Origin of the sequence: Thalassotalea loyana, assembly GCF_030161435.1 — a bacterium.
Taxonomy (GTDB): domain Bacteria; phylum Pseudomonadota; class Gammaproteobacteria; order Enterobacterales; family Alteromonadaceae; genus Thalassotalea_G; species Thalassotalea_G loyana.
In genome coordinates, this window is the sequence record NZ_BSSV01000010.1 from 48,803 (window position 1) to 71,600 (window position 22,798).

Annotated in this window: 19 protein-coding genes; 6 read left to right on the top strand and 13 right to left on the bottom strand. The window is 40.6% G+C overall.

Going from position 1 to position 22,798, the window contains the following annotated elements; genetic code table 11:
• Window positions 1–337: 337 nt before the first annotated feature.
• The 6 genes from odhB to sdhC all read right to left on the bottom strand — a co-directional run bounded on the left by odhB (window position 338) and on the right by sdhC (window position 7,951).
• A complete protein-coding gene (gene odhB, locus QQK05_RS17890) occupies window positions 338–1,813 on the bottom strand; it encodes a 2-oxoglutarate dehydrogenase complex dihydrolipoyllysine-residue succinyltransferase (RefSeq protein WP_284301225.1) in 1,476 nt (491 codons plus the stop codon).
• A 37-nt stretch (window positions 1,814–1,850) separates the two neighbouring features.
• Entirely contained in the window at window positions 1,851–4,652 is a 2,802-nt protein-coding gene (locus QQK05_RS17895) for a 2-oxoglutarate dehydrogenase E1 component (protein WP_284301227.1), read from the bottom strand.
• Between the two features lie 89 nt (window positions 4,653–4,741).
• Complete coding sequence (locus QQK05_RS17900; RefSeq protein WP_284301229.1) at window positions 4,742–5,452, bottom strand: succinate dehydrogenase iron-sulfur subunit; 711 nt, start codon at window positions 5,450–5,452, stop codon at window positions 4,742–4,744.
• A gap of 10 nt (window positions 5,453–5,462) precedes the next feature.
• Complete coding sequence (sdhA, locus tag QQK05_RS17905) at window positions 5,463–7,235, bottom strand: succinate dehydrogenase flavoprotein subunit (RefSeq protein WP_284301231.1); 1,773 nt, start codon at window positions 7,233–7,235, stop codon at window positions 5,463–5,465.
• A complete protein-coding gene (gene sdhD, locus QQK05_RS17910) occupies window positions 7,236–7,583 on the bottom strand; it encodes a succinate dehydrogenase, hydrophobic membrane anchor protein (protein WP_284301233.1) in 348 nt (115 codons plus the stop codon).
• Window positions 7,577–7,951 (bottom strand): succinate dehydrogenase, cytochrome b556 subunit, encoded by a 375-nt coding sequence (gene sdhC / locus QQK05_RS17915; RefSeq protein ID WP_284301235.1) that lies wholly within the window; start codon window positions 7,949–7,951, stop codon window positions 7,577–7,579. Before sdhC ends, sdhD begins: the two co-directional genes overlap by 7 nt.
• A gap of 413 nt (window positions 7,952–8,364) precedes the next feature.
• Here sdhC and QQK05_RS17920 point away from each other — a divergent pair, with 413 nt between their 5' ends.
• The 3 genes from QQK05_RS17920 (at window position 8,365) to tcdA (ending at window position 12,168) form a co-directional block, all read left to right on the top strand.
• The gene (locus tag QQK05_RS17920; RefSeq protein WP_284301237.1) at window positions 8,365–9,651 is read left to right on the top strand and encodes a citrate synthase; all 1,287 of its coding nucleotides are present in this window, start codon (window positions 8,365–8,367) and stop codon (window positions 9,649–9,651) included.
• A gap of 162 nt (window positions 9,652–9,813) precedes the next feature.
• Window positions 9,814–11,289 (top strand): response regulator, encoded by a 1,476-nt coding sequence (locus QQK05_RS17925; RefSeq protein ID WP_284301239.1) that lies wholly within the window; start codon window positions 9,814–9,816, stop codon window positions 11,287–11,289.
• Window positions 11,290–11,382: 93 nt separating this feature from the next.
• Window positions 11,383–12,168 carry a tRNA cyclic N6-threonylcarbamoyladenosine(37) synthase TcdA gene (gene tcdA / locus QQK05_RS17930; RefSeq protein ID WP_284301240.1) on the top strand — a complete coding sequence of 262 codons (786 nt, stop codon included), beginning with the start codon at window positions 11,383–11,385 and terminating at the stop codon, window positions 12,166–12,168.
• Here the strand turns inward: tcdA and QQK05_RS17935 are convergent.
• Entirely contained in the window at window positions 12,165–13,808 is a 1,644-nt protein-coding gene (locus QQK05_RS17935) for a SufS family cysteine desulfurase (RefSeq protein WP_284301242.1), read from the bottom strand. The genes tcdA and QQK05_RS17935 overlap by 4 nt on opposite strands.
• A 154-nt stretch (window positions 13,809–13,962) precedes the next feature.
• Between QQK05_RS17935 and QQK05_RS17940 the strand changes: the two genes are divergently transcribed.
• Complete coding sequence (locus QQK05_RS17940) at window positions 13,963–14,175, top strand: hypothetical protein (protein ID WP_284301244.1); 213 nt, start codon at window positions 13,963–13,965, stop codon at window positions 14,173–14,175.
• Window positions 14,176–14,227: 52 nt separating this feature from the next.
• On the opposite strand, the gene QQK05_RS17945 is transcribed toward QQK05_RS17940, so the two are convergent.
• The 3 genes from QQK05_RS17945 to pnp all read right to left on the bottom strand — a co-directional run bounded on the left by QQK05_RS17945 (window position 14,228) and on the right by pnp (window position 18,756).
• Window positions 14,228–15,625 carry a hypothetical protein gene (locus tag QQK05_RS17945; RefSeq protein ID WP_284301247.1) on the bottom strand — a complete coding sequence of 466 codons (1,398 nt, stop codon included), beginning with the start codon at window positions 15,623–15,625 and terminating at the stop codon, window positions 14,228–14,230.
• A gap of 20 nt (window positions 15,626–15,645) precedes the next feature.
• Window positions 15,646–16,536 carry a lipoprotein NlpI gene (gene nlpI / locus QQK05_RS17950; RefSeq protein WP_284301249.1) on the bottom strand — a complete coding sequence of 297 codons (891 nt, stop codon included), beginning with the start codon at window positions 16,534–16,536 and terminating at the stop codon, window positions 15,646–15,648.
• An 87-nt stretch (window positions 16,537–16,623) separates the two neighbouring features.
• Window positions 16,624–18,756: a polyribonucleotide nucleotidyltransferase gene (pnp, locus tag QQK05_RS17955; protein ID WP_284301251.1), complete on the bottom strand. Its 2,133-nt coding sequence runs from the start codon at window positions 18,754–18,756 to the stop codon at window positions 16,624–16,626.
• A 251-nt stretch (window positions 18,757–19,007) separates the two neighbouring features.
• On the opposite strand from pnp, the gene QQK05_RS17960 reads away from it, so the two are divergent.
• The gene (locus tag QQK05_RS17960) at window positions 19,008–19,841 is read left to right on the top strand and encodes a substrate-binding periplasmic protein (protein ID WP_284301252.1); all 834 of its coding nucleotides are present in this window, start codon (window positions 19,008–19,010) and stop codon (window positions 19,839–19,841) included.
• Window positions 19,842–19,913: 72 nt separating this feature from the next.
• Complete coding sequence (locus QQK05_RS17965) at window positions 19,914–20,783, top strand: alpha/beta hydrolase family protein (protein WP_284301254.1); 870 nt, start codon at window positions 19,914–19,916, stop codon at window positions 20,781–20,783.
• An 85-nt stretch (window positions 20,784–20,868) separates the two neighbouring features.
• Here QQK05_RS17965 and rpsO read toward each other — a convergent pair whose 3' ends face one another.
• From rpsO to rbfA, 3 genes are all read right to left on the bottom strand, one after another.
• A complete protein-coding gene (rpsO, locus tag QQK05_RS17970; protein WP_284301256.1) occupies window positions 20,869–21,138 on the bottom strand; it encodes a 30S ribosomal protein S15 in 270 nt (89 codons plus the stop codon).
• Window positions 21,139–21,274: 136 nt separating this feature from the next.
• Complete coding sequence (gene truB, locus QQK05_RS17975; protein ID WP_284301258.1) at window positions 21,275–22,231, bottom strand: tRNA pseudouridine(55) synthase TruB; 957 nt, start codon at window positions 22,229–22,231, stop codon at window positions 21,275–21,277.
• Between the two features lie 3 nt (window positions 22,232–22,234).
• Window positions 22,235–22,636: a 30S ribosome-binding factor RbfA gene (gene rbfA / locus QQK05_RS17980; RefSeq protein WP_284301260.1), complete on the bottom strand. Its 402-nt coding sequence runs from the start codon at window positions 22,634–22,636 to the stop codon at window positions 22,235–22,237.
• Window positions 22,637–22,798 lie beyond the last annotated feature (162 nt).

Genomic DNA, 22,798 nt, shown 5'->3' on the forward strand with positions numbered 1-22,798 from the left:
GTCTAATGAACACCAAATCAGCATAAATCGTCATAAGCACTTTCATATTAATTCATACAAAATGGCCATACTTCAGGTCAATTAAATCTATTTTCAAGCTAATTTTACTGTTTATAGAATATAGACTATAACTCACATTTAACACATTAACCTCAGGTTAATATCGACCTACAAAAAACTATGTTATTCAGTGAATAAGACAAGCAGATTAAAAAATCAGAATAAGTGATGACTTGCTATGACGATGAAAAAGAAAATCGTATCTAGGCAGTTATTGTTAGATATAAAAAAGCCCCGCTATTGCGAGGCTTTTAAAATACGTTTATCTAATGACAAATTAGATATCTAGTAATAGACGTGTTGGGTCTTCAAGAAGCTCTTTAACTGCTACTAAGAAGCCTACAGACTCTTTACCATCAATCAATCTGTGATCGTAAGATAATGCTAAGTACATCATAGGTAAAATTTCTACTTTACCGTCAACCGCCATTGGACGATCTTGGATCTTATGCATACCTAAGATAGCTGTTTGAGGCATGTTTAAGATTGGCGTAGATAATAATGAACCGAATACACCACCGTTGGTAATTGTGAAGTTACCACCTTGCATTTCGTCCATTGTTAACTTACCGTCACGACCTTTGATCGCTAACTCTTTGATACCTTTCTCAATACCCGCCATGCTTAATTGGTCAGCATCACGCAATACAGGTGTAACTAGACCACGAGGTGTAGATACAGCAATCGAAATATCGAAGAAGTTGTGGTAAACAATATCGTCACCGTCAATTGATGCATTAACTGCTGGGTAGCGCTTCAATGCTTCATTCACCGCTTTAACGTAGAAAGACATGAAACCTAAACGCGTGTCATGAGTTTTCTCGAATACGTCTTTGTACTGCTTACGAAGATCCATGATTGGCTTCATGTTAACTTCGTTAAACGTTGTTAACATTGCAGTAGAGTTCTTAGCTTCTAATAAACGGTTAGCAATAGTCTTACGTAAACGCGTCATTGGTACGCGTTTTTGGCTGCGCTCACCTTGTGCTGCAACTGGTGCAGCTGCCGCCGCTGGAGCTGCTGCAGGAGCCGCTGGCTTAGTTGCCGCTTCAACGTCTTCTTTAGTGATACGACCGCCTTTGCCTGTACCTTTAACATCAGCTTCTGTTAAGCCTTTTTCTGTCATCAAGCGACGTACAGATGGAGATGCAACACCATCACCTGAAGCTTCTTCAGCTGCCGGTGCTGATGCTGGTGCAGCTGCCGCCGAAGCGCCTGCTGTCATTTCACCAATCTTTTGTTGACCTAATACAGTATCGCCTTCAGCGTTTAAAATCTTACCCATTACGCCGTCAGCAGTAGCAGGTACTTCTAAAACAACTTTGTCAGTTTCGATTTCAACGATAACTTGGTCACGAGAAACCGCTTCACCTTCAGCTACATGCCATGTCGCTACAGTTGCGTCTGCAACAGATTCTGGTAAAACTGGTACTAAAATTTCTACTGTCTCACCACCTGTGCTTGCTGCTGCCGCTGGAGCTGCTTCTGCTTTTGGTGCTGCGTCACCTGATGCTGCACCTTCAGAAAGTACACCAATCACTTGCTCACCTAAAACAGTCGCGCCTTCAGCTTCATTGATAGCCGTAATTACACCATCAGATGTCGCAGGTACTTCAAGTACTACTTTGTCTGTTTCAATTTCGACTACAACTTGATCACGAGTTACAGAATCACCTACTTGTACATGCCAAGTAGCTACTGTTGCGTCTGCAACGGACTCTGGTAATACAGGAACCTTAATTTCGGTTGTCATTTAACTTATTCCTTACTTACTAATTACCAAAAATGGCTTATTCAACAGTTAACGCTTGTGCTACTAGCGCCTGTTGCTCTTTAACATGAACTGACATATAACCTACAGCTGGTGCTGCTGAAGCCTTACGACCGGCATAAGTCAAATACGTACCTGCAGGAATTGCTGCTCTAAAGTGATGCTGCGAGCAGTACCAAGCACCTTGGTTTTGCGGCTCTTCCTGACACCAGACAAATTGTTTAACGTGTTGGTATTTCTCTAACACTTTATCCAATTCAGCTTCTGGGAATGGGTATAGTTGCTCAATACGAATAATGGCAACATTATTTAATTCTTGCTTACGGCGTTGTTCTAGTAGTTCGTAGTAAACTTTACCTGAACACATAACAACACGTTCAACATCTTTTGGATTGATTTCGTCAATCTCACCAATTACGTTTTGGTATTCACCCTGTGCTAATTCTTCTAACGAAGAAACGGCAAGTGGATGACGTAACAACGATTTAGGTGACATCACGATCAGTGGTCGACGCATAGGGCGAACGACTTGACGACGAAGCATATTAAATACTTGCGCTGGTGTAGAAGGCACACATACTTGCATGTTGTGATCTGCACATAATTGCAAGAAACGCTCTAAACGAGCTGATGAATGCTCTGGGCCCTGACCTTCATATCCATGTGGTAAAAGCATTGTTAAGCCACATAAGCGACCCCACTTTTGCTCACCAGAAGAAATAAATTGGTCAAAGACAACTTGCGCACAGTTAGCGAAATCACCAAATTGTGCTTCCCAAATCGTTAAGCCTTTAGGTTCTGCAGTGGTGTAACCGTATTCAAACGCCAATACCGAAACTTCAGATAATACTGAATCGTGTACCTCAAATGGCCCCTGATCTTTACTCACGTTTTGTAAAGGCAAGTAAGTAGATGCATCCGTTTGATTATGTAATACCGCATGACGGTGGAAGAATGTACCACGACCAGCATCTTGACCAGTGATACGAACACGATTGCCTTCTTCAACGATCGCGGCATACGCTAAGCTTTCAGCAAAGCCCCAGTCGAGTAACTTCTCGCCTTTGGCCATTTTCTTGCGATCATCGTAAATTTTCTTAACACGAGAGTGCACCGGATGCGACTCAGGATAACTAGAAATGCTATTAGCTAAGGCTTTTAATCTATCTAAATCAATTGCCGCTTCGTACTCATCGTCCCAGTCATGACCGATATACGGTGTCCAATCAACTGAGTGTTCAGTCATCGGGCGCCATTGTTCAACAGTACATTGACCTTCGTCTAGCAACTTACGGTAGTATTCTGCTAACTCGTTCGCTTTATCTAAGCGAATAGAGCCTTCAGCATCTAGCTTGTTTGCATATAGCTGACGAGGCGTTGGGTGCTTTTTAACCTTCTGGTACATCAATGGCTGAGTAGCATTTGGCTCGTCAGCTTCGTTATGACCATGACGTCGGTAACACACTAAATCAAGCACCACATCACGCTTAAATTTATTACGGAAATCTAATGCAACCTGTGTTGCCAAGATTACCGCTTCAGGATCGTCACCATTCACATGAAGAATAGGTGCCTGAACCATTTTCGCGATTTCAGTACAGTATTCACCGCTTCGTGTATCTTCAGCATTTGATGTTGTAAAGCCAACCTGGTTATTAACAACGATGCGAATCGAACCGCCCACTTTAAATGCACGCGCTTGCGACATGTTAAACGTTTCTTGTACAACACCCTGACCTGCAATTGCTGAATCACCGTGTATTGTAATAGGTAGAACTAAGTCACCATCATCACAGTCACGACGATCTTGACGAGCGCGAACAGAGCCCATAACAACGGGGTTTACAATCTCTAAGTGAGATGGGTTAAACGCCAATGCTAAGTGAACGTTACCACCTGGTGTTACGAAGTCTGAAGAGTAACCCATGTGATATTTAACATCACCTGAGCCAACTAAATCGTCGTGTTTACCGGCAAACTCATCAAATAACTTAGATGGATTTTTACCCAATACGTTAACTAACACGTTTAAGCGACCACGGTGAGCCATGCCCATAACCACTTCTTTGGTGCCATGTTGACCGGCACGCGTGATTAACTCTTTAAGCATAGGGATTAGCGCATCACCACCTTCGAGTGAGAAACGTTTTGCACCAGGGAATTTTGCACCTAGGTATTTTTCTAAACCATCAGCAGCAATTAAGCCTTTAAGAATCTCTTCTTTTTCAGCAGCAGATAACTGCGCTTGAGATTGAACAGACTCTAAACGTGATTGAATCCAACGTTTTTCTTCCGTCGATGTCATGTGCATGTATTCAGCACCGATCGATCCACAGTAGGTCTTACGTAATGATTTATATAAATCACCTAACTTCATGGTTTCGCTACCAACAGCGTATGAACCTACGTTGTATTCTTTGTCGAAATCATTTTCAGATAAGTCATGGTGAGATAATTGAAGGTCTCTAACGCGGTCACGCTGCCATAGGCCCAACGGGTCAAGGTTTGCGTTTTGGTGACCACGAAAACGGAAAGCATTAATTAATTGTAGTACCTTAACTTGCTTGCCATCAGAACTCCCAGAAACAACAACGCGAGCAGGTTGTTTTGCGAGTTCTCTAAATTCATCGCGAATGGCTGAGTGTTTGTATTCAACCTCAGCACCTTCAATTTTTGGTAGGTTTTCAAATATTTCACGCCACTGTGCTGGCACAGATTGTGAGTTATCTAAAAAAGATTCGTACAGTTCTTCAATATATGCAGCATTTGAGCCGCTTAAATGGGAAGACTCTAACCAAGCCTTCATTGCACCTTCGGGCATTGCTAGTTCCTAAAAATGGTATTAAGCAACAGATATACGATTTAATAGCAAAGGGTAGCTAATAATAGCTACCCTAACTTCATAAGCAATTAAACCGCTCTTTTTAATAGCATCGACTTAATATGGCCGATTGCTTTTGTTGGGTTTAATCCTTTCGGACAAACATCAACACAGTTCATGATGCCGTGACAACGGAATACGCTGTACGCATCTTGTAACCCATCTAAACGTTCTTCAGTAGCAGTATCACGACTATCAATTAAGAAGCGGTAGGCGTTTAATAAACCTGCTGGACCGATGAACTTGTCAGGGTTCCACCAAAACGATGGACAAGAGGTTGAACAACATGCACATAAAATACACTCATAAAGACCGTCTAATTTATCACGCTCTTCAATTGATTGAATATGTTCACGAGCTGGTTGCTCTTTACCATCATTAATTAAGTATGGCTTGATTTTTTCGTATTGACTGTAGAATTGAGACATATCAATAACTAAGTCACGAATAACTGGCAAGCCTGGTAATGGACGTAAAACAATCTTCTTTGCTTTAACCGCAGATAACGGAGTGATACAAGCAAGACCGTTCTTACCATTCATGTTTAAACCGTCAGAGCCACAAACACCTTCGCGACATGAACGACGGAAAGATAACGTAGGATCTTGTTCTTTCAACAAAATTAACGCATCTAGTACCATCATATCTGAGCCTTCTTGAATTTCAAGCTCATAATCTTTCATGTAAGGTGCATTATCGACATCTGGGTTGTAACGATAAACTGAAAATAACTGCTTCATAAAATGCTCCTTAGTACGTTCTTACTTTCGGTGGGAAAGCTTCACGATGAACTGGTTTCATGTTTACATCACGCTTCGACATTTCTTCAGTCTCAGGTGTGTAGATTGTGTGACATAACCAGTTTTCATCATCACGGTCTAAGAAGTCTTCACGTGAATGTGCACCACGAGATTCAGTTCTGTAGTTAGCCGCTTTCGCAGTACTAAACGCTGTTTCCATCAAGTTATCTAATTCAAGACACTCAATTCGCTCTGTGTTGAACTCACTAGATTTATCTTTAAGATGTGCATTTTTAAGGCGTTCGCGAATTTCAGTTAATTCTTTCATACCTTCAGCCATTGCTTCACCTTCACGGAATACCGAGAAGTTCATTTGCATACACTGTTGTAAATCTTTCTTGATTTGAACTGGGTCTTCACCACCTGTTGATGATTCCCAACGGTTGTAGCGAGCTAACGCAGCATCTAAATCTGACTCAGAAGCTTCTTTGCCACTTTGCGTACCAGCAAGGTATTCACCTAAGAAGTTACCTGCTGCACGGCCGAATACCACTAAGTCAAGCAACGAGTTACCACCTAAGCGGTTCGCACCATGAACAGATACGTTAGCAATTTCACCTACAGCGAATAAACCTTCGATGATAGTGTCTTTGCCAGTCGCAGGGTCAAAGTGAATTGCTTGACCGTTTACGTTACAAGGTACACCACCCATTTGGTAGTGACATGTAGGAATTACTGGGATTGGTGCATCTGCAGGGTGAACGTGAGCAAATGTTTCAGATAACTCACAAACACCTGGTAAACGTTGCATCAATGTTTCGCGACCTAAGTGATCTAACTTAAGTTTGATGTGTGGACCGTACTGAGGGTGGTCACAACCACGTCCTTCACGAATCTCAGTCATCATTGAACGAGCAACAACGTCACGACCTGCTAAATCTTTAGCATTTGGCGCATAACGTTCCATGAAGCGTTCGCCGTCTTTGTTTAGAAGGTAACCACCTTCACCACGACAACCTTCAGTTACTAATGTACCAGCACCCGCAATACCTGTTGGGTGGAACTGCCACATTTCCATATCTTGCATCTGAACGCCAGCACGAAGCGACATACCAACACCATCACCTGTGTTGATGTGAGCATTCGTTGTTGATGCGAAAATACGACCTGCACCACCAGTAGCTAAAACAGTAGCGCGCGCTTTGAAGTAACAAACTTCGCCAGATTCGATGTCAATTGCTGTACAACCAACAACGTTGCCGTCTTCATTTTTTACTAAATCTAATGCGTACCACTCAGAAAAAACATTGGTTTTGTTTTTAACGTTTTGCTGGTATAGCAAATGTAGTAATGCGTGACCCGTACGGTCAGCAGCAGCAGCGGTACGAGCAGCTTGCTCACCACCGAAGTTTTTAGACTGACCACCGAAAGGACGTTGATAAACTTTACCGTTTTCAAAACGAGAGAATGGTAGACCCATATTCTCCATTTCGATAATAGCTTCTGGACCTGTTTTACACATGTACTCGATAGCATCCTGATCACCAATGTAATCAGAACCTTTAACCGTGTCATACATGTGGAATTCCCAGTTATCGTCATGGGCGTTACCTAAAGCTACAGTAATACCGCCTTGAGCAGATACTGTATGAGAACGCGTTGGGAAAACTTTAGAAATCAGAGCACAAGATTGGCCTGATTCAGAAATTGCTAATGCAGCGCGCATACCCGCACCGCCTGCGCCAATTACAATGGCATCAAATTCACGAACTGGAACGCTCACTTACACACCCCACACAGTGATTAAACCTGCAACGAAGTACGCTACTAAGGTTACTGAAAAAATAAATTGTAAAGAACCACGTAAGAACGCCGCTTTTACATAATCTGATAATACTTGCCAAATACCAATCCAGGCATGGATAAGCACAGCTAAAAGCGCAAGTACTGTGAATACTTTCATGCCAAGACCTGAGAACAAGCCCTGCCAAATTTCAAACGTTACGTCTGGCGTCGACAAGAAAAAATACGCCATAAATAACGAGTACGAGGCTAATACAATCGCAGTAGCTCTCAAAAGAATAAAATCATGTACGCCACTACGGCCTACAGTTGCAGCATTTCCTACCATAACTTAACTCCAGCTAAAACAGTTAAGATTACCCAAAGTACAATCACGACTTTGGCACTTGTGTTACCAGATACTTTTTCTTCGAAGTGACCTAAGTCCATCAATAAGTGACGAACACCGGCTAAGAAGTGGTACATAATTGCTGACACAATCCCAAGGATAATAAACTTAAAGAAAAAGCCATCGAGCATAGCTTCGACTTCAGTAAATCCTTCGGCAGAAGATAATGATAAAGATAAAAGACATAACAAAATGCCTACGGCAAACACCATGATAACACCGGAAATACGGTGTAAAATTGATGCATTAGCGGCAGGATGCATTTTGATAGTAGTTAGATCTAGGTTTACAGGACGTTGTTTTTTCACGATATTGCCTAAAGAGCTCTTTTAGAGCCTTCTACTTTTTTTCGTTCCTCTCAAACTAATCAATAATAATTGAATAGTTCCCCAAGCAATCAGTGAACGTGAGCTACAATTGTTTACAAATATAACAAGCATATTCACAGATCGAACTGATTATATATTTGATACGTAAGAAATACAATTTTCGTTGACTACTAATAAGTTGCGTTTAGTTTTTAATCAATATAAACACCGTGAATGGCAATTATGTAGATCTATTCGTACACATTTTAACAATAGCATTGACTTTGAGGGGGGATCTTGGATTAGAATACGGCACCAGTTTTATATTCATAAAATTTGAGTATTTTTTCACCGCACGCTCGCTGTCGTGAAAAAATGGAACTAACTAAAATAAAATCATAGGGGATATACGTATGGCTGACTCTAAAGCCTCTCTAAGTATTGACGGAAAAGTTATCGCTGAATTACCGATTCTTAAAGGTTCAGCAGGTTACGACGTCATTGATATCCGTACACTTGGTGGCGCTGGTTACTTCACATATGACCCAGGCTTTTTAGCAACTGCGTCTTGTGAATCAGCAATCACTTACATCGATGGCGGCAATGGTGTGTTACAGCATCGTGGTTACCCTATCGCTAGCTTAGCGAAAGAAGCTGATTTCTTAGAAGTTTGTTACTTGCTATTAAATGGTAAAGCACCAACAAAAGCAGAGTACGACGAATTCAAGTCAATTATCACGAACCACACAATGGTTCATGAAAAGTTAGCACACTTCTTCCAAGGCTTCTTACCTGACGCTCACCCAATGGCAATGGTTTGTGGTGTAGTTGGTGCATTGTCATCTTTCTACCACAGCGATTTAGATATCGACCAACCAGATCAACGCATGCGTAGTGCACATCGCTTAATTGCTAAGATGCCAACTATCGCAGCAATGGCATACAAATACAGCATCGGTCAGCCGTTCGTTTACCCACGTAACGACTTAACTTACGCTGAAAACTTCTTACACATGATGTTCTCTGTTCCAGCAGAAGAGTACAAAGTTAGCCCAGTAGCAGCACGTGCTATGGACCGTATCTTTACCCTTCACGCGGACCATGAGCAAAACGCTTCAACGTCTACTGTACGTTTAGCGGGTTCATCAGGTGCTAACCCATACGCGTGTATCGCTGCTGGTGTTGCGTCATTATGGGGCCCTGCACACGGTGGTGCTAACGAAGCATGTTTAAACATGCTAGAAGAAATTGGTGATGTATCACGTGTCGACGAATATGTTGCGAAAGCGAAAGACAAATCTGATCCTTTCCGTTTAATGGGCTTTGGTCACCGTGTATACAAAAACTTCGACCCACGCGCTACAGTAATGCGTGAAACTTGTCATGAAGTTTTAGAAGAGCTAGGTGTAACTGATCCGTTATTAGACGTAGCAATGGCATTAGAGAAAGTTGCATTAGAAGACCCGTACTTCATCGAGAAGAAGCTATACCCTAACGTAGACTTCTACTCAGGTATTATTTTGAAAGCTTTAGGCATTCCTACAAGCATGTTCACAGTGATCTTCGCGATGTCTCGTACTGTTGGTTGGATTTCTCACTGGGATGAGATGTTATCTCAACCAGGTCAGAAGATCGGTCGCCCTCGCCAGTTATACACAGGTGAAATTGACCGCGAATTTACGCCATTAAAAAATAGATAATAGTTTTATCTTGTAGGTCAAAAATAGATTTATTTTATCAGTGACTTACAGTCTTACTAATCGATAAAAAGGTAACTTTAAAAGTTACCTTTTTTTTTGCCTATTCTCATTTGTTAACATTTTGTATATGCTGGGATTATGATTAATTAAACCAACTTGATCGTGTTAACTACTATACTAATTGCCGACAAAAGTCCTATATTTCGACAAGCAATTGCCAAAATTTTAATTGATGCGGGTATTGCTAAACAGGCTATTGCATTTGTTGAAAGCGACGATGATGTTCTAAGTTTCTTAGAGTTTACACCTGCAGATATGTTAATCATTGGTCAACCGTATCAAGATACCAATGATGACAATATCCTCGCTCAAATTGGTCGTATTAATGCTTTTCCCCAATATACGCTAAGCACGTATTTTACAAGCTCTTCCCTGTCAAAGGCCTTTAAATTATTAGAACAACCGCTTACTGAAAAGTCGGTGTTATCATCGTTGTTTCAGCTAACCAGTTTCGTCCCCTTCCAACAGCGATTGCAAGTGTTGGCAACACCAAAACAAGAATTTGTTATTCCTGAAGACAAAGGGAAGATATTAATCGTTGATGATGAGCCCACAAATATCGATGTAGCGATGGGACATTTAAAAGGTGACTATAAAATTATTGCAGCAAAATCCGGGCAACAAGCCCTCGATATTGCACAAAAGCATTATCAGTCTATTGATGTCATCCTCTTAGATATAATGATGCCAGGCATTGACGGATACGAGGTCTGCCGACAGCTCAAGTCGCACCATGCAACAAAGCATATACCTATTATTTTTCTCAGTGCCAAATCGGAAATCGACGACGTCGTGAAAGGATTAAATTTAGGCGCAGTAGATTACATTGTGAAACCATTTCAACCGCAAGTTTTGTTAGCTCGGGTCAAGAATCAATACGTGTTAGCTAATCAATCTAAAGCGTTAATGGCGCAGGTGCAAACACTTGAAGAAAATGCTGAATTACGAGAGAGCATCGACCAATTAACAAGACATGATCTAAAAGGTCCTTTGGCAAGAGTACTCTTTGAAGCAGATAAAGTTCAAGACTCCCAGTTAGGAAATGAAATACGCCAGGCAACAACGCAAGTGCTTGATATGATCAATAGCTCGCTTGACGTATATAAAATTGAGCAAGGAAACTATCCGGTAACTCCGGTAAAAGTAGACATTCTTCGTATCGTAAATAACGCTATTAAAGGCACGAGTTTACTCGCAGAGCAAAAGTCGATTCACGTCAATGTGATCGAGCAAGGAAACAACTTTTGGGCCGATGCTGAAGAAATGTTATGTGTCGCGATATTAAATAACATAATCAAAAATGCTATTGAGGCATCTCCTGATAATGCTACCGTTAGTATTACGCTATCGTTAGAAAGTAACTTTGTGAATGTGTCTACCTTGAATCAAGGAGCAGTCCCTCTTGAATTGCGCGATAACCTCTTTGAGAAGTTTTCAAGCTCAAACCATATCAAAGGCTCAGGTTTTGGTACTTATTCAGCAAAGATAATGACAGAGGTGCAAGGTGGCCAAATAGGCTTTGAAATTATTAATGAAAGCCATACCTTATTCACAATACGGCTACCGATTACTGCATAAATATTCATTGTTTACTTTACCTTGTCATGACCAAACTTTTTTTAAAAATTAGTTTTGTTATAATGCGCCGTTTTTAATTTTCCGAGATTGACTATGTCTGATTACCAACTTCGTTTTGGTGGGATTGAACGCTTGTACGGTAAGCAAGGCGCTTCAATCATTAAACAAGCTCATATTTGCGTTATTGGCATTGGTGGCGTTGGCTCATGGGTGGCAGAGTCACTTGCGCGAAGTGGTGTTAATCATATTACACTTGTTGATTTAGATGATATTTGCACGACTAACACAAATCGCCAGATTCATGCGATGTCGTCAACAGTTGGAGAGAGTAAAGTTGAAACAATGGCCAATCGGATTAAGGATATAAATCCAGATTGTATTGTTAATGAGATTGAAGACTTTATTACCGAAGAAAATTTATATGAACATATTGATAACCGATATGACTACCTTATCGATGCAATTGATTCAGTAAAAATAAAGACCGCCATTATTGCTCGTGCTAAACGCATAAAACTACCTATTGTGACTATTGGCGGCGCCGGTGGACAAATAGACCCTACTCAAATCAAAGTAGATGATTTAAGCAGGACATATCAAGATCCCTTGCTTGCAAAAGTTAGAAACCAATTACGAAGAGATTTTAATTTTCCGAAGAATACTAAACGAAAATTTAGAATAGATGCCATTTATTCTACTGAGCAGCTGGTTTATCCAACTACTGATGGCGAGGTCTGCCATGCAAAACAGTCAAATGACGGCGCTATGCGTCTAGATTGTAGTGGTGGTTTTGGCGCGATTACTCACGTAACAGCAAGCTTTGCTTTTTTCGCAACATCGATCGTACTTAAAAAGCTTATCAAGAAAGCGAGCGCTTAAACTGCCAGCTTTCTGATTTTATCAACGATTGCCAACAGCCCATTACCTCGTGATGGGCTTAAATGGTGCAATAAGCCGAGTACTTCAAAATACTCCTCGATTTCAAACGTTTGAATCTCGTCGGCAGTTTTACCTTGATAAGCTGCGATTGTTATATGGAGCAGTCCTCGTACAACTTTTGCATCACTATCAGCACTAAAAGTGTATTTAGCACCCTGCTTATCTGCTACTAACCACGCCTGACTCTCACATCCTGAAATTACACTATCTTCTGTTCGGCGGCTTTTATCCATTCGTGTAAATGACTTACCAAATAACATAATTTCACGGTGCTTTTTGTCCCAACTTGAGGCGTTTTTGAAACGTTTGATTATGTCAAGAACCTCACTAGCTTGTTCTTCAACACCAGCAGTAGGCTCCTGATTACTATCACTAGTCAATAACCGCTTAATTGCTTGAACAAGCAACTCAATTTCTTCTAACGTATTGTACGGTGCCAAAGACACTCTCAAACAACCATTAATGTTTAAATATTCCATCAACGGCATAGCACAATGATGTCCAGCTCTAATGGCAATGCCTTGGCTATCTAAATACGTGCTTACATCTTGATTGTGGTGACCTTTTAACTGGAACGCTAATAGTGGAATATCGGATTGACCTTCAAACAAAAATTCCACTTCCTCAATACTGTCGAGTGCTTTGTACAAAGCTTGCGTTAATTGTTTATCTTGTTCATCAATATAGTCTCGATACTCGACAATTAACTTGATGGCTTCGGAAAACGATACAACAGCCGAGATATTTGGGGTACCAGCTTCCAGCTTAAATGGTAATTCATTAAAGGTAGTCCCGTTAACAAGGCTAACAGATTTAATCATTTCACCACCAAATTGATACGGGCTCATTTCAGATAAAATTGATGCTTTACCATAGAGTACGCCAAGACCTGTAGGGCCAAACATTTTATGAGCGGAAAAGACATAAAAATCACAATCTAATTGAGTGACATCAACGGTAAGGTGAGCAATTGCTTGCGCGCCGTCTATGAGTACTTTCGCACCTTCAGCTTTTGATAGTGCAATAACCTCTTCAACAGGATTTATTTTTCCTGTTACGTTTGAGATATGATTGATTGCCACGAGTTTTGTTCGTTTTGAAATCTTCGATGTAAACTCGGTGATATCTAGTTGACCTGCTGCGTCAACACCAACCGCTTTAAGCACTGCGCCAGTTTGCTTTGCCAACATTTGCCAAGGAACTAAATTGGCATGATGCTCTGCCACTGAAATAATAATTTCATCATCTTTGGTTAAATTTTCATGTCCCCAACACTGAGCAATGATATTAATTGCTTCTGTGGTACCTGACGTCCATATAATTTCCTTATCCGATGACGCATTGATAAACTGGGCAGTTAATGTTCGCGAGTACTCAAACGCTTGTGTCGCCTGAGCACTTATTGCATGTGAAGCACGATGCACATTGGCATTTTTCAATTCGTAATATTCACGATGCGCTTCGATTACTTGCAAAGGTTTTTGGGTCGTCGCTCCATTGTCAAAATAGATTAGTGGCATTCCATGAACTTTTTGGTTAAGTATTGGGAACTTGTTTCTAAACTTTTTTGCTACTGTCATCTCTGTCGTCATACTGTCACAAACTACCGCTATTATACGCAAGATTCTTAAAAGGATACCTGTAGTTTTTCGAAATTTTCGGCGCTTATTATTCGCGAAAGTGTCGATCTAAAGCTATAACTAATGTTGAGTCATCTCATCGGGGTAAAGCAGTATGGCACTCTATTCTTGGTTTAATAAACAACAACGTGAAAAAAAACTTTCTGAATCAACAATCTCTCCAAAATTTACGACTGACTCGCAAACTTGGCCGATTGCAAAAGTTAACCGTTATCATAAAGAACATGCACTAGCATCAATTAAATTTAATACGATGGCTAAACTAGAGAAGCGAAGTACTTCACTAATCATTATTGATGAAAAATAAAATACCTCTGTAACTGAACAACACTCAATAAATTTGAGAAATCCATGGAATTTTATTGTGTTAGATTGCTATGGAAAGACGGTCTAAAAAAGCGCTGATTTTCAACGTGATTTGCTTCTAACAGCTCTAGATAAAGTTCAGGTATGGCGAGTTCAAAATAGCGCATAAAACTTGATTCTTTTATAGGTTTATACGCTGTGTTTTGATTATTATCACATGTTTCACTTTTAAATAACCCTACTTCTTCTTGGTGACTTTGAGGCGTGCCTAACACTTGAGTATTACCTTCATAAACAAACAGAGGAGTGCTCGGTTTTATCGCATCACGCCATGGAAGGAGCGACAAAACCTCTGCCCTTGAGTAGTGCTTTTTTTGTGGTTCAAAAACAACAACATTTAAACCAACGGCTTGATTTGTAACCTGGCACACAGCGTGACCTTGTCGCAAAGGGTATTCATCAATAAAGCCAGCAAAATGTGACAACTCATGAACGAAAACATCAATGGAGTCACTTCGATCAAAATACAAAATTCCCTGATGAACATTTGCCCCACCTTTAGGTAACATCAGAGCGATATAATCAGATGAAATTTGCGACTGAAACATCTCAAATACTGATTCTTCACACATAATGGCTTTATCCGGTTCAGATGTGCATTCTAACCAAGTTGTCGGCATATACCTTACTTCTGTCGGGCAGATAATTTGGCCCACAGGATTCGATGCAGTGCTTTCTAGCAGGTATCTTACTCGCTCAATATCGTGCAATGTGGTAGCGAAATATGTCACGTTACGCGCACATTGTTCTTGGTCATAACTTTCATAGACCAAGTCTGCTTTAGGAGCATGTTTTTGTGGTAACTTAAGCGTTGGTAACTTAAAAAAATTGATGTCTTGCAGCAGTTCAATAAACCATGCGTGTTTAACGTCAAAATTTGGTGAGTGCAATACTGACGAGAGAAAAGCAACATCCCCCATATCAATCGCTAATAACAACGTTTGCTTGCTGAAAGTGTTATGTGTTTTGAACAATTGATATGCGCGATCGGTTTCCCCCGCTTGCACTAACAACTGCGCATAAGCCAAAGATACTTCTTTATTATCATTGAGGTGAGGCTTTAACCACAATTTAGCCGTGTTAAGGTTGCCATTGTCGGCATAGTATTTGGCTAATGCTATTGCTTCAAAAGCATCTTGCTGAGCTAACTGCTGACTTATATCAAGCCACTCCTTTGAGCCCTCATTTTTTGTCAATTTTTTATGTTGCAACGCAAGGATTAATCCTTGCCCTGCTCCAATATCAACAAGGGAATAATTATTACTTTTTGGATGTACTACAACGGATTTAACGGAGTTAAGCTGTTCATGAATATATTCTTTTAATGAAAATGAGCTTGATGGTAGAAAAACCAGCAAGCTCAAAACAATAACTAGACTCGGTAAACGCATAATGAGCGCTCATTCAAATATTAACTTTGTGGAGCGTTTAATAGTGCATCGCGCATCAGTTGTAGCTCTAATTTAGCATAACGATGCTCAACAAATTCATAAACATTTGTGCTTAACGCAAGTTTAAAGTAATTCGCAGCGGCTTGATGATTCCCTTTAAATTGCTGAAACTTAGCCAGATAGAAGTAACCTTCACACAACCTATCAGCTAATTCTCTTGAGCTTGTCACTTGAGCAGTCAAGCTGTCAATGAACATTGTTTCGGTTATCTCGCCAGCGTACAAGCGAATAACCTGTTTGCCCCAAACATTATTTTCAACTTGGTTCAATCGCAATTTAATATTTGTCTGTGCTGACTCGAGATCGACATTTCTTTCTGCAAGGTAGAGCCACAGTATGCGATAAGGGTCGTTGGTTTGTTGCTCATGAAAAACTTTTAAGTCTTCCTGAGCTAACTCTGAACGGCCACCATAATAAAGTGCGATACCTCGATTCAAATACGCATAATCATGATCGGGAGCAAGCTCAAGCGCAGAATCAAATTGCTCATATGCTTGGATAAATTCTTGGTTCTGCGTTAAATGTATACCTAAAAAATTATAGGCATCTACAAGGTCATTTTTTAGTCTTAATGCACGAGTAAAATCCAACCTAGCTAAAGAGCGAAGTCCAACGCTATCGTAGATTACACCGCGATCATAAAACAATTGGGCTCTTTGCTCGTCAGTAATGTCAGCGCGAGTCAATACTTCAGATAAGCGAGCAAGTGCTATTTCACTTTTATAGTGAATAGTCAAAGGTTCAGCAATAACAATCTGCTCAACGACCTGCGTAGGTGAAGTTGAAAGGGTTGAACACGCTTGCAGTGAAAACGCTAAAACGACAGCGGATAGATAAGATAATGATTTCACAAAGTTCTCGTCAAAATTCTTTTTCTTGAGTATATAAAAAAGGAGACTAATTAGTCTCCTTTTATTTTACTTTATTGTCCGCAAAGCTTATTCAGCAGGCGCTTCCGGCGCAGCTTCTTCAGCTGGCTTTTCAACTGCTTCTTTAATGCTTAAACGTACACGGCCTTGACGGTCAACTTCAAGTACTTTAACTGTAACTTCTTGACCTTCAGATAATACGTCAGTTACCGCATTTACACGCTCTTCAGAGATTTGTGAAATGTGAACTAAGCCGTCTTTGCCTGGTAATACGTTAACGAATGCACCAAAGTCTACGATACGTACAACTTTACCTGTATAAATTGCACCAACTTCGATTTCAGCAGTAATCGCTTTGATACGATCGATTGCGTCTTGCGCTTGTTGGCCGTCTGTTGCAGCAATTTTAACTGTACCATCGTCTTCGATTTCGATTGTTGTACCTGTTTCTTCAGTAAGTTGACGAATTGTTGCGCCACCTTTACCGATAACGTCACGAATCTTATCAGCATTGATTTTCATCGTGTGGATACGAGGTGCAAATTCAGAGATGTCTTCACGAGCGCCTGAAATCGCTTCATCCATTACTTTTAAGATATGAATACGAGCGCCTTTTGCTTGGTTAAGCGCAGTCTGCATAATATCTTTAGTAATACCTTCAATCTTAATGTCCATTTGAAGTGCAGTAATACCTTCGGTAGTACCTGCTACTTTAAAGTCCATGTCACCTAAGTGATCTTCATCACCTAAGATGTCAGAAAGTACAACGTGGCTGTCGCCTTCTTTAACTAAGCCCATTGCAATACCTGCAACTGAAGACTTAATTGGCACACCAGCATCCATTAATGCTAACGAAGTACCACAAACAGAAGCCATTGAAGATGAACCGTTTGATTCAGTGATTTCCGATACAACACGAACTGCGTATGGGAATTCTTCAATTGTTGGCATAACCGCTAAAATACCGCGCTTAGCTAAACGACCGTGACCAATCTCGCGACGCTTAGGAGAACCGATGAAACCAGTTTCACCTACACAGTATGGAGGGAAGTTGTAGTGCAACATGAAGTTGTCAGTCTTTTCACCTAAGATTGTTTCAACTTTCTGTGCATCACGTGCTGTACCTAATGTTGCAGTAACTAATGCTTGCGTTTCACCACGAGTAAATACAGATGAACCGTGAGTACGTGGTAATACACCTGTCATCACGTCTAACGCACGAATCATTTCAGGATCACGACCATCGATACGTGGCATACCTGAAGTAATACGACCACGAACAACTTTCTTCTCTAAATCGTGGAATAAGTCTTTCGCTTCTTGCTCGTTTAACTCTTCACCTTCAGCTAGTTGCTCAGTTAAGGCAGCTAAAACTTCAGTGCGAATTTCCGCAACACGCTCGTAACGAGCTGCTTTTTCAGTGATTTGGTACGCTTCGTTTACTTTATCAGCAGCTAAAGCATCGATTTTTGCAATTAAGTCAGCGTTTTTCTCTGGAGCAACCCAATCCCATGAAGGATTGTTTACTTCCGCAGCAAATTCTTGAATCGCTTTGATAGCCGCTTGTGATTGTTCGTGACCGTAAACAACAGCGCCTAACATTACGTCTTCTGATAAAACTTCAGCTTCTGATTCAACCATTAATACAGCAGATTCAGTACCAGCAACAACTAAGTCTAATTGGCTAGTTTCTAATTCAGATTGTAATGGGTTTAATAAGTATTGGCCGTCTTTGTAACCAACACGTGCTGCACCTACTGGACCATTAAATGGCGCACCAGTGATTGCTAAAGCAGCAGAAGTACCTAATAAAGAAATGATATCAGGTGCAATTTCTGGGTTAGCAGAAACTACAGTAATAATAACTTGTACTTCGTTCGTGAACCCTTCTGGGAATAGCGGACGAATTGGACGGTCAATTAAACGTGCAATTAGCGTTTCTTCTTCAGATGGACGACCTTCACGTTTGAAGAAACCACCTGGGATTTTACCTGCAGCGTATGTTTTTTCTTGGTAGTTGACCGTTAATGGGAAGAAGTCTTGACCTTCTACAGCATCTTTTTTAGCAACAACAGAAACTAATACGCTTGTGTCGTCCATTGATGCCATAACAGCTGCTGTCGCTTGACGTGCAATAACACCTGTTTCTAGAGTTACGGTATGTTGACCGTATTGAAATGTTTTAGTTACCGGAGTAAACATTAACTTTATTCCTTATTTTCGACACTGATTTACCTATTTAAATCAGCTCTATTTTCTTTCATTTAATTTTGCACGCTAATTATACTGACAAAACACTGATTTGCTAGCGTACTCGTCGATTAAATAGTGAGATTTACAAAAAACTTCATATTCAACATTTATATTGCTTATGATTCCGTAATAGAATCGGTTAAAATACCAACGACTCTCTTGTATCTACTATTACTGATAGGCTTTATTACGAGGTAAAAATGAAGTTTGCTATTGGCTTTGCTGTGATGACAATGACATGTTTTCCTATTTTCGCTCAAGGCATAGACGTTGTTTACCCTGGTTATGAGCGTGATGATTACACAACAAAAATCCTATCTTTAGCCCTAAGCTACTCTGAGCAAAATTATCAGATAAAAGCTTATGGCAGCGACCTACCCAAACATCAAGCGTTTAAAAAGCTAGCAACAAACAACGGAATTGATGTCATGTTTGGAGGATCGACGCTAGAGCGTGAAGCCTTATATCGTCCTGTTCGCTTCCCATTAATGAAAGGACTGTATGGCTGGCGAGTATCCTTAGTTCACAAAGACAATAAACAGTTATTTGATGACACAAATACGCTTAGTGACCTTCAACATTACAGTGCCGGTCAGTTTAATACGTGGTCAGATACCAAAGTACTTCGTGCAAACGACATTACGGTTGCAACGAGTAGCGATTATTCAGGGCTATACACTATGCTGCATAAAAAGCGCTTTGATCACTTTCCTCGCTCGATTATTGAAGTCACTTGGAATATACAAGAATTTAGTCATTTAGATTTAGTGATTGAGCCTAATGTGCTTATCCATTATCCGAGCGCATATTATGTCTATGTGCGAAAAGATAATGAGATACTTGCTCATGAGATATATAACGGCCTGATTCAAGCCCAGCAAGATGGAAGCTTCGATACGTTATTTTCTCAGCATTTTGGTGCGCATGTTGAGCGTGTAAAATCCGAAAAAAGACAAATAATTCCGCTAACAAATCCATACCTGTCCCCATTAACACCGATTCATAACAGCTCTATGTGGTTAAACTTTGATTAAGCAAAACCAACTGGTTTGACCACTTAACAAAATTGTGTATGATGTTGATAAAGCTAATTTAACAATGCACTTATGAATATAAAAACAGAACACGTAACGATTACATGTCGTGATCATGTCGATATTTCAGGTCAAATTTATATACCGTCTCAAACACCAAAAGGTGCAATTATGATCGCCCCTGCTACAGGTATTAAACAAGGTTTTTATGCTAAATTTGCGACATACCTTGCTGAACAGGGATATGGTGTTATCACCTATGACAACCGTGGTATTGGCCGCTCTCTTCAAGGTAGAGTATCAAAGTCAAAAGCTTCACTTCAATGTTGGGGGGAGCAAGATGCGACGGCCGTATTAGACAATTTAATCAAAGCGTTCCCTAACACTAAATACCATCTTATTGGTCATAGCGCTGGGGGCCAGCTCGTGGGGTTAATGCCAAACAGCAAAAGTTTATCGTCAGTATTCAATTATGCTTGCTCTTCTGGTCGATTAAAAAATATGTCAATGCCGTATAAGCTAAAAGCACATTACTTCATGAACTTCTATATTCCCGTATCCAACCTCATTTTTGGTCATACAAAATCCCAATGGGTGGGTATGGGAGAGCCGCTACCTAAAAAGGTGGCACGACAATGGCAGCTTTGGTGCAATGGGCAGGGGTACGTAAAAACTGCATTTGGTAAAACAGTCTTTGAACACTTTTACGATGACCTCGATATCCCTTCCTTGTGGGTGAATGCTTCCGACGATGAAATCGCAATTAATGAAAATGTTGCCGATATGATCTCTGTTTTTAGCAAGATGAAACACAACGCGCAAACTAAAACACTCACCCCTACAGAACATGAAGTAAAAGATATTGGCCACATGAAATTCTTTTCTAGTAAACGCCAATCGCTGTGGCCATTAGCGACAGACTGGCTTAGCCAACATAGCTAAATCTATTAGTCAAAGAAACGCTAACCATATGTTTTAGCCATAAAAAAAGGAGCCTTGAGGCTCCTTTTTTCTAGATTCTTATCGATTAACGACGTAAACCTAACTTACCGATTAACGCAGTGTAACGCGCTACATCTTTACGCTTCAAGTAGTCTAATAACTTACGACGTTGGCTAACCATGCGTAATAAACCACGACGAGAGTGGTGATCATGGATGTGCTCTTTGAAGTGACCTTGAAGGTGGTTAATTTGCGTAGTTAATAAAGCAACTTGTACTTCTGGTGAACCTGTATCACCTTCTTTAACTGCGTATTCTGCAACGATAGCTGCTTTTTCTTGTGCATTTAGCGACATAATAATTCCTAATAAACGTTAGAATTTAAAAACACATCTAGCCGATCACTAATTCAGCATAGATGAAGGAGGCGCTATTCTATCAGCCGTTCCAATAAAAGCAAGTAAAATAGCGCGCTAGCGTATTATTTAATGATTAATCCTGTGGATCAATTACGGTAATGCGTTTTGGCGCCAGCATGCCATTATCATCGACAATACCTACACCAATAAATTCATTGCCTTCATTAACATCACGTTCAATATAAACCTGCACAAAACCATCGGTTGGTAAACCTGATGCATTTACTGGATTACCTAGACGTAAAAAGCGCGCAGACTCTTCATCAACGCAAACACTTGGCATTCCAGCTAAGGCAGTATTCATCGGTAATAATAATGGATCTAACAAACTAGACGGTGACACATCTCGTTCTTTGGCTTCTTCAAGCAAAGCATCTAGTTGCTCAAGGGTTACCATATCTTTTCTATCGTAACTGCCGACGCCAACACGTCTTAAGGCACTGACATGGGCGCCACAACCTAATCGCTCACCTAGATCATCGACGATAGTGCGGATATATGTTCCCTTAGAGCAATGAATTTCCATATCAACTTCATCACCTTCAAATCGTAAAACGTCTAAACGAAAAACAGTAATATCGCGGGCTTCACGCTCAATTTCTATACCTTCACGTGCATAGAGGTATAAAGGTTTGCCCTGGTGCTTCAACGCTGAAAACATTGATGGTACTTGTTTTGATTCACCACGAAAATGTTCAAGCGCTTCAAAAAGTTGCTCTTGGCTTACATCAACTGGCTTTTCACTCACAATATCACCGTCAACATCGCTAGTCGTTGTACGAACACCCAACTTAGCTGTTACTTGATACGTTTTATCGGTATCCAGTAAAAATTGCGAAAACTTAGTACCTTCACCTAAGCAAACAGGCAACATACCCGTTGCCAATGGATCTAATGCGCCGGTATGGCCTGCTTTTTGTGCAAAGTAAATTCGTTTAACTCGCTGCAACGCTGAGTTAGAAGAAATATCATAAGGTTTATCCAACAATACAACACCGTGTACTGGGCGACCTTTTCTTCTTTTCGCCATGAATTATTCGCCCTCACCTTCTTCAGGTTGGTTTTTTCCCGCTCTGCGCTCATCTTCTTCAATGGCTTTGTTTACTAGAGATGTCATTCGAACACCTTCGGCCATTGATTTATCAAATACGAAACGAAGTTCCGGCATAATGCGCGCTTTAATACGTTTTGCGAGTAACGTGCGAATATAGCCCGATGCTTCATTTAAGATTTCAATTGATGCTTCTTCAGTTTGCTCACCAATTGTCAAAAAGGTAACAAACACCTTCGCGTAAGCTAAATCGCGAGTTACTTCAACTGCGTTAACTGTCACCATACCTAAACGTGGGTCCTTGACTTCACGTTGGATGATCATTGCAACTTCTTTTTGGATTTCCTGACCTACACGGTCAGTACGAGAAAATTCTCTAGCCATAGAAACTCCTATAACTTTAATCTCAAGATAAAAACGGGGGCATAGCCCCCATTTTATTAAAACTTTTAATCCATAGTTTTAAGCTTTAGTGGATGTCAATAGCTTAAAGTACAAGGCGGACGCGCGGAGCTTGGTTGACCAAGTGAGCACGTCCAACGCAGT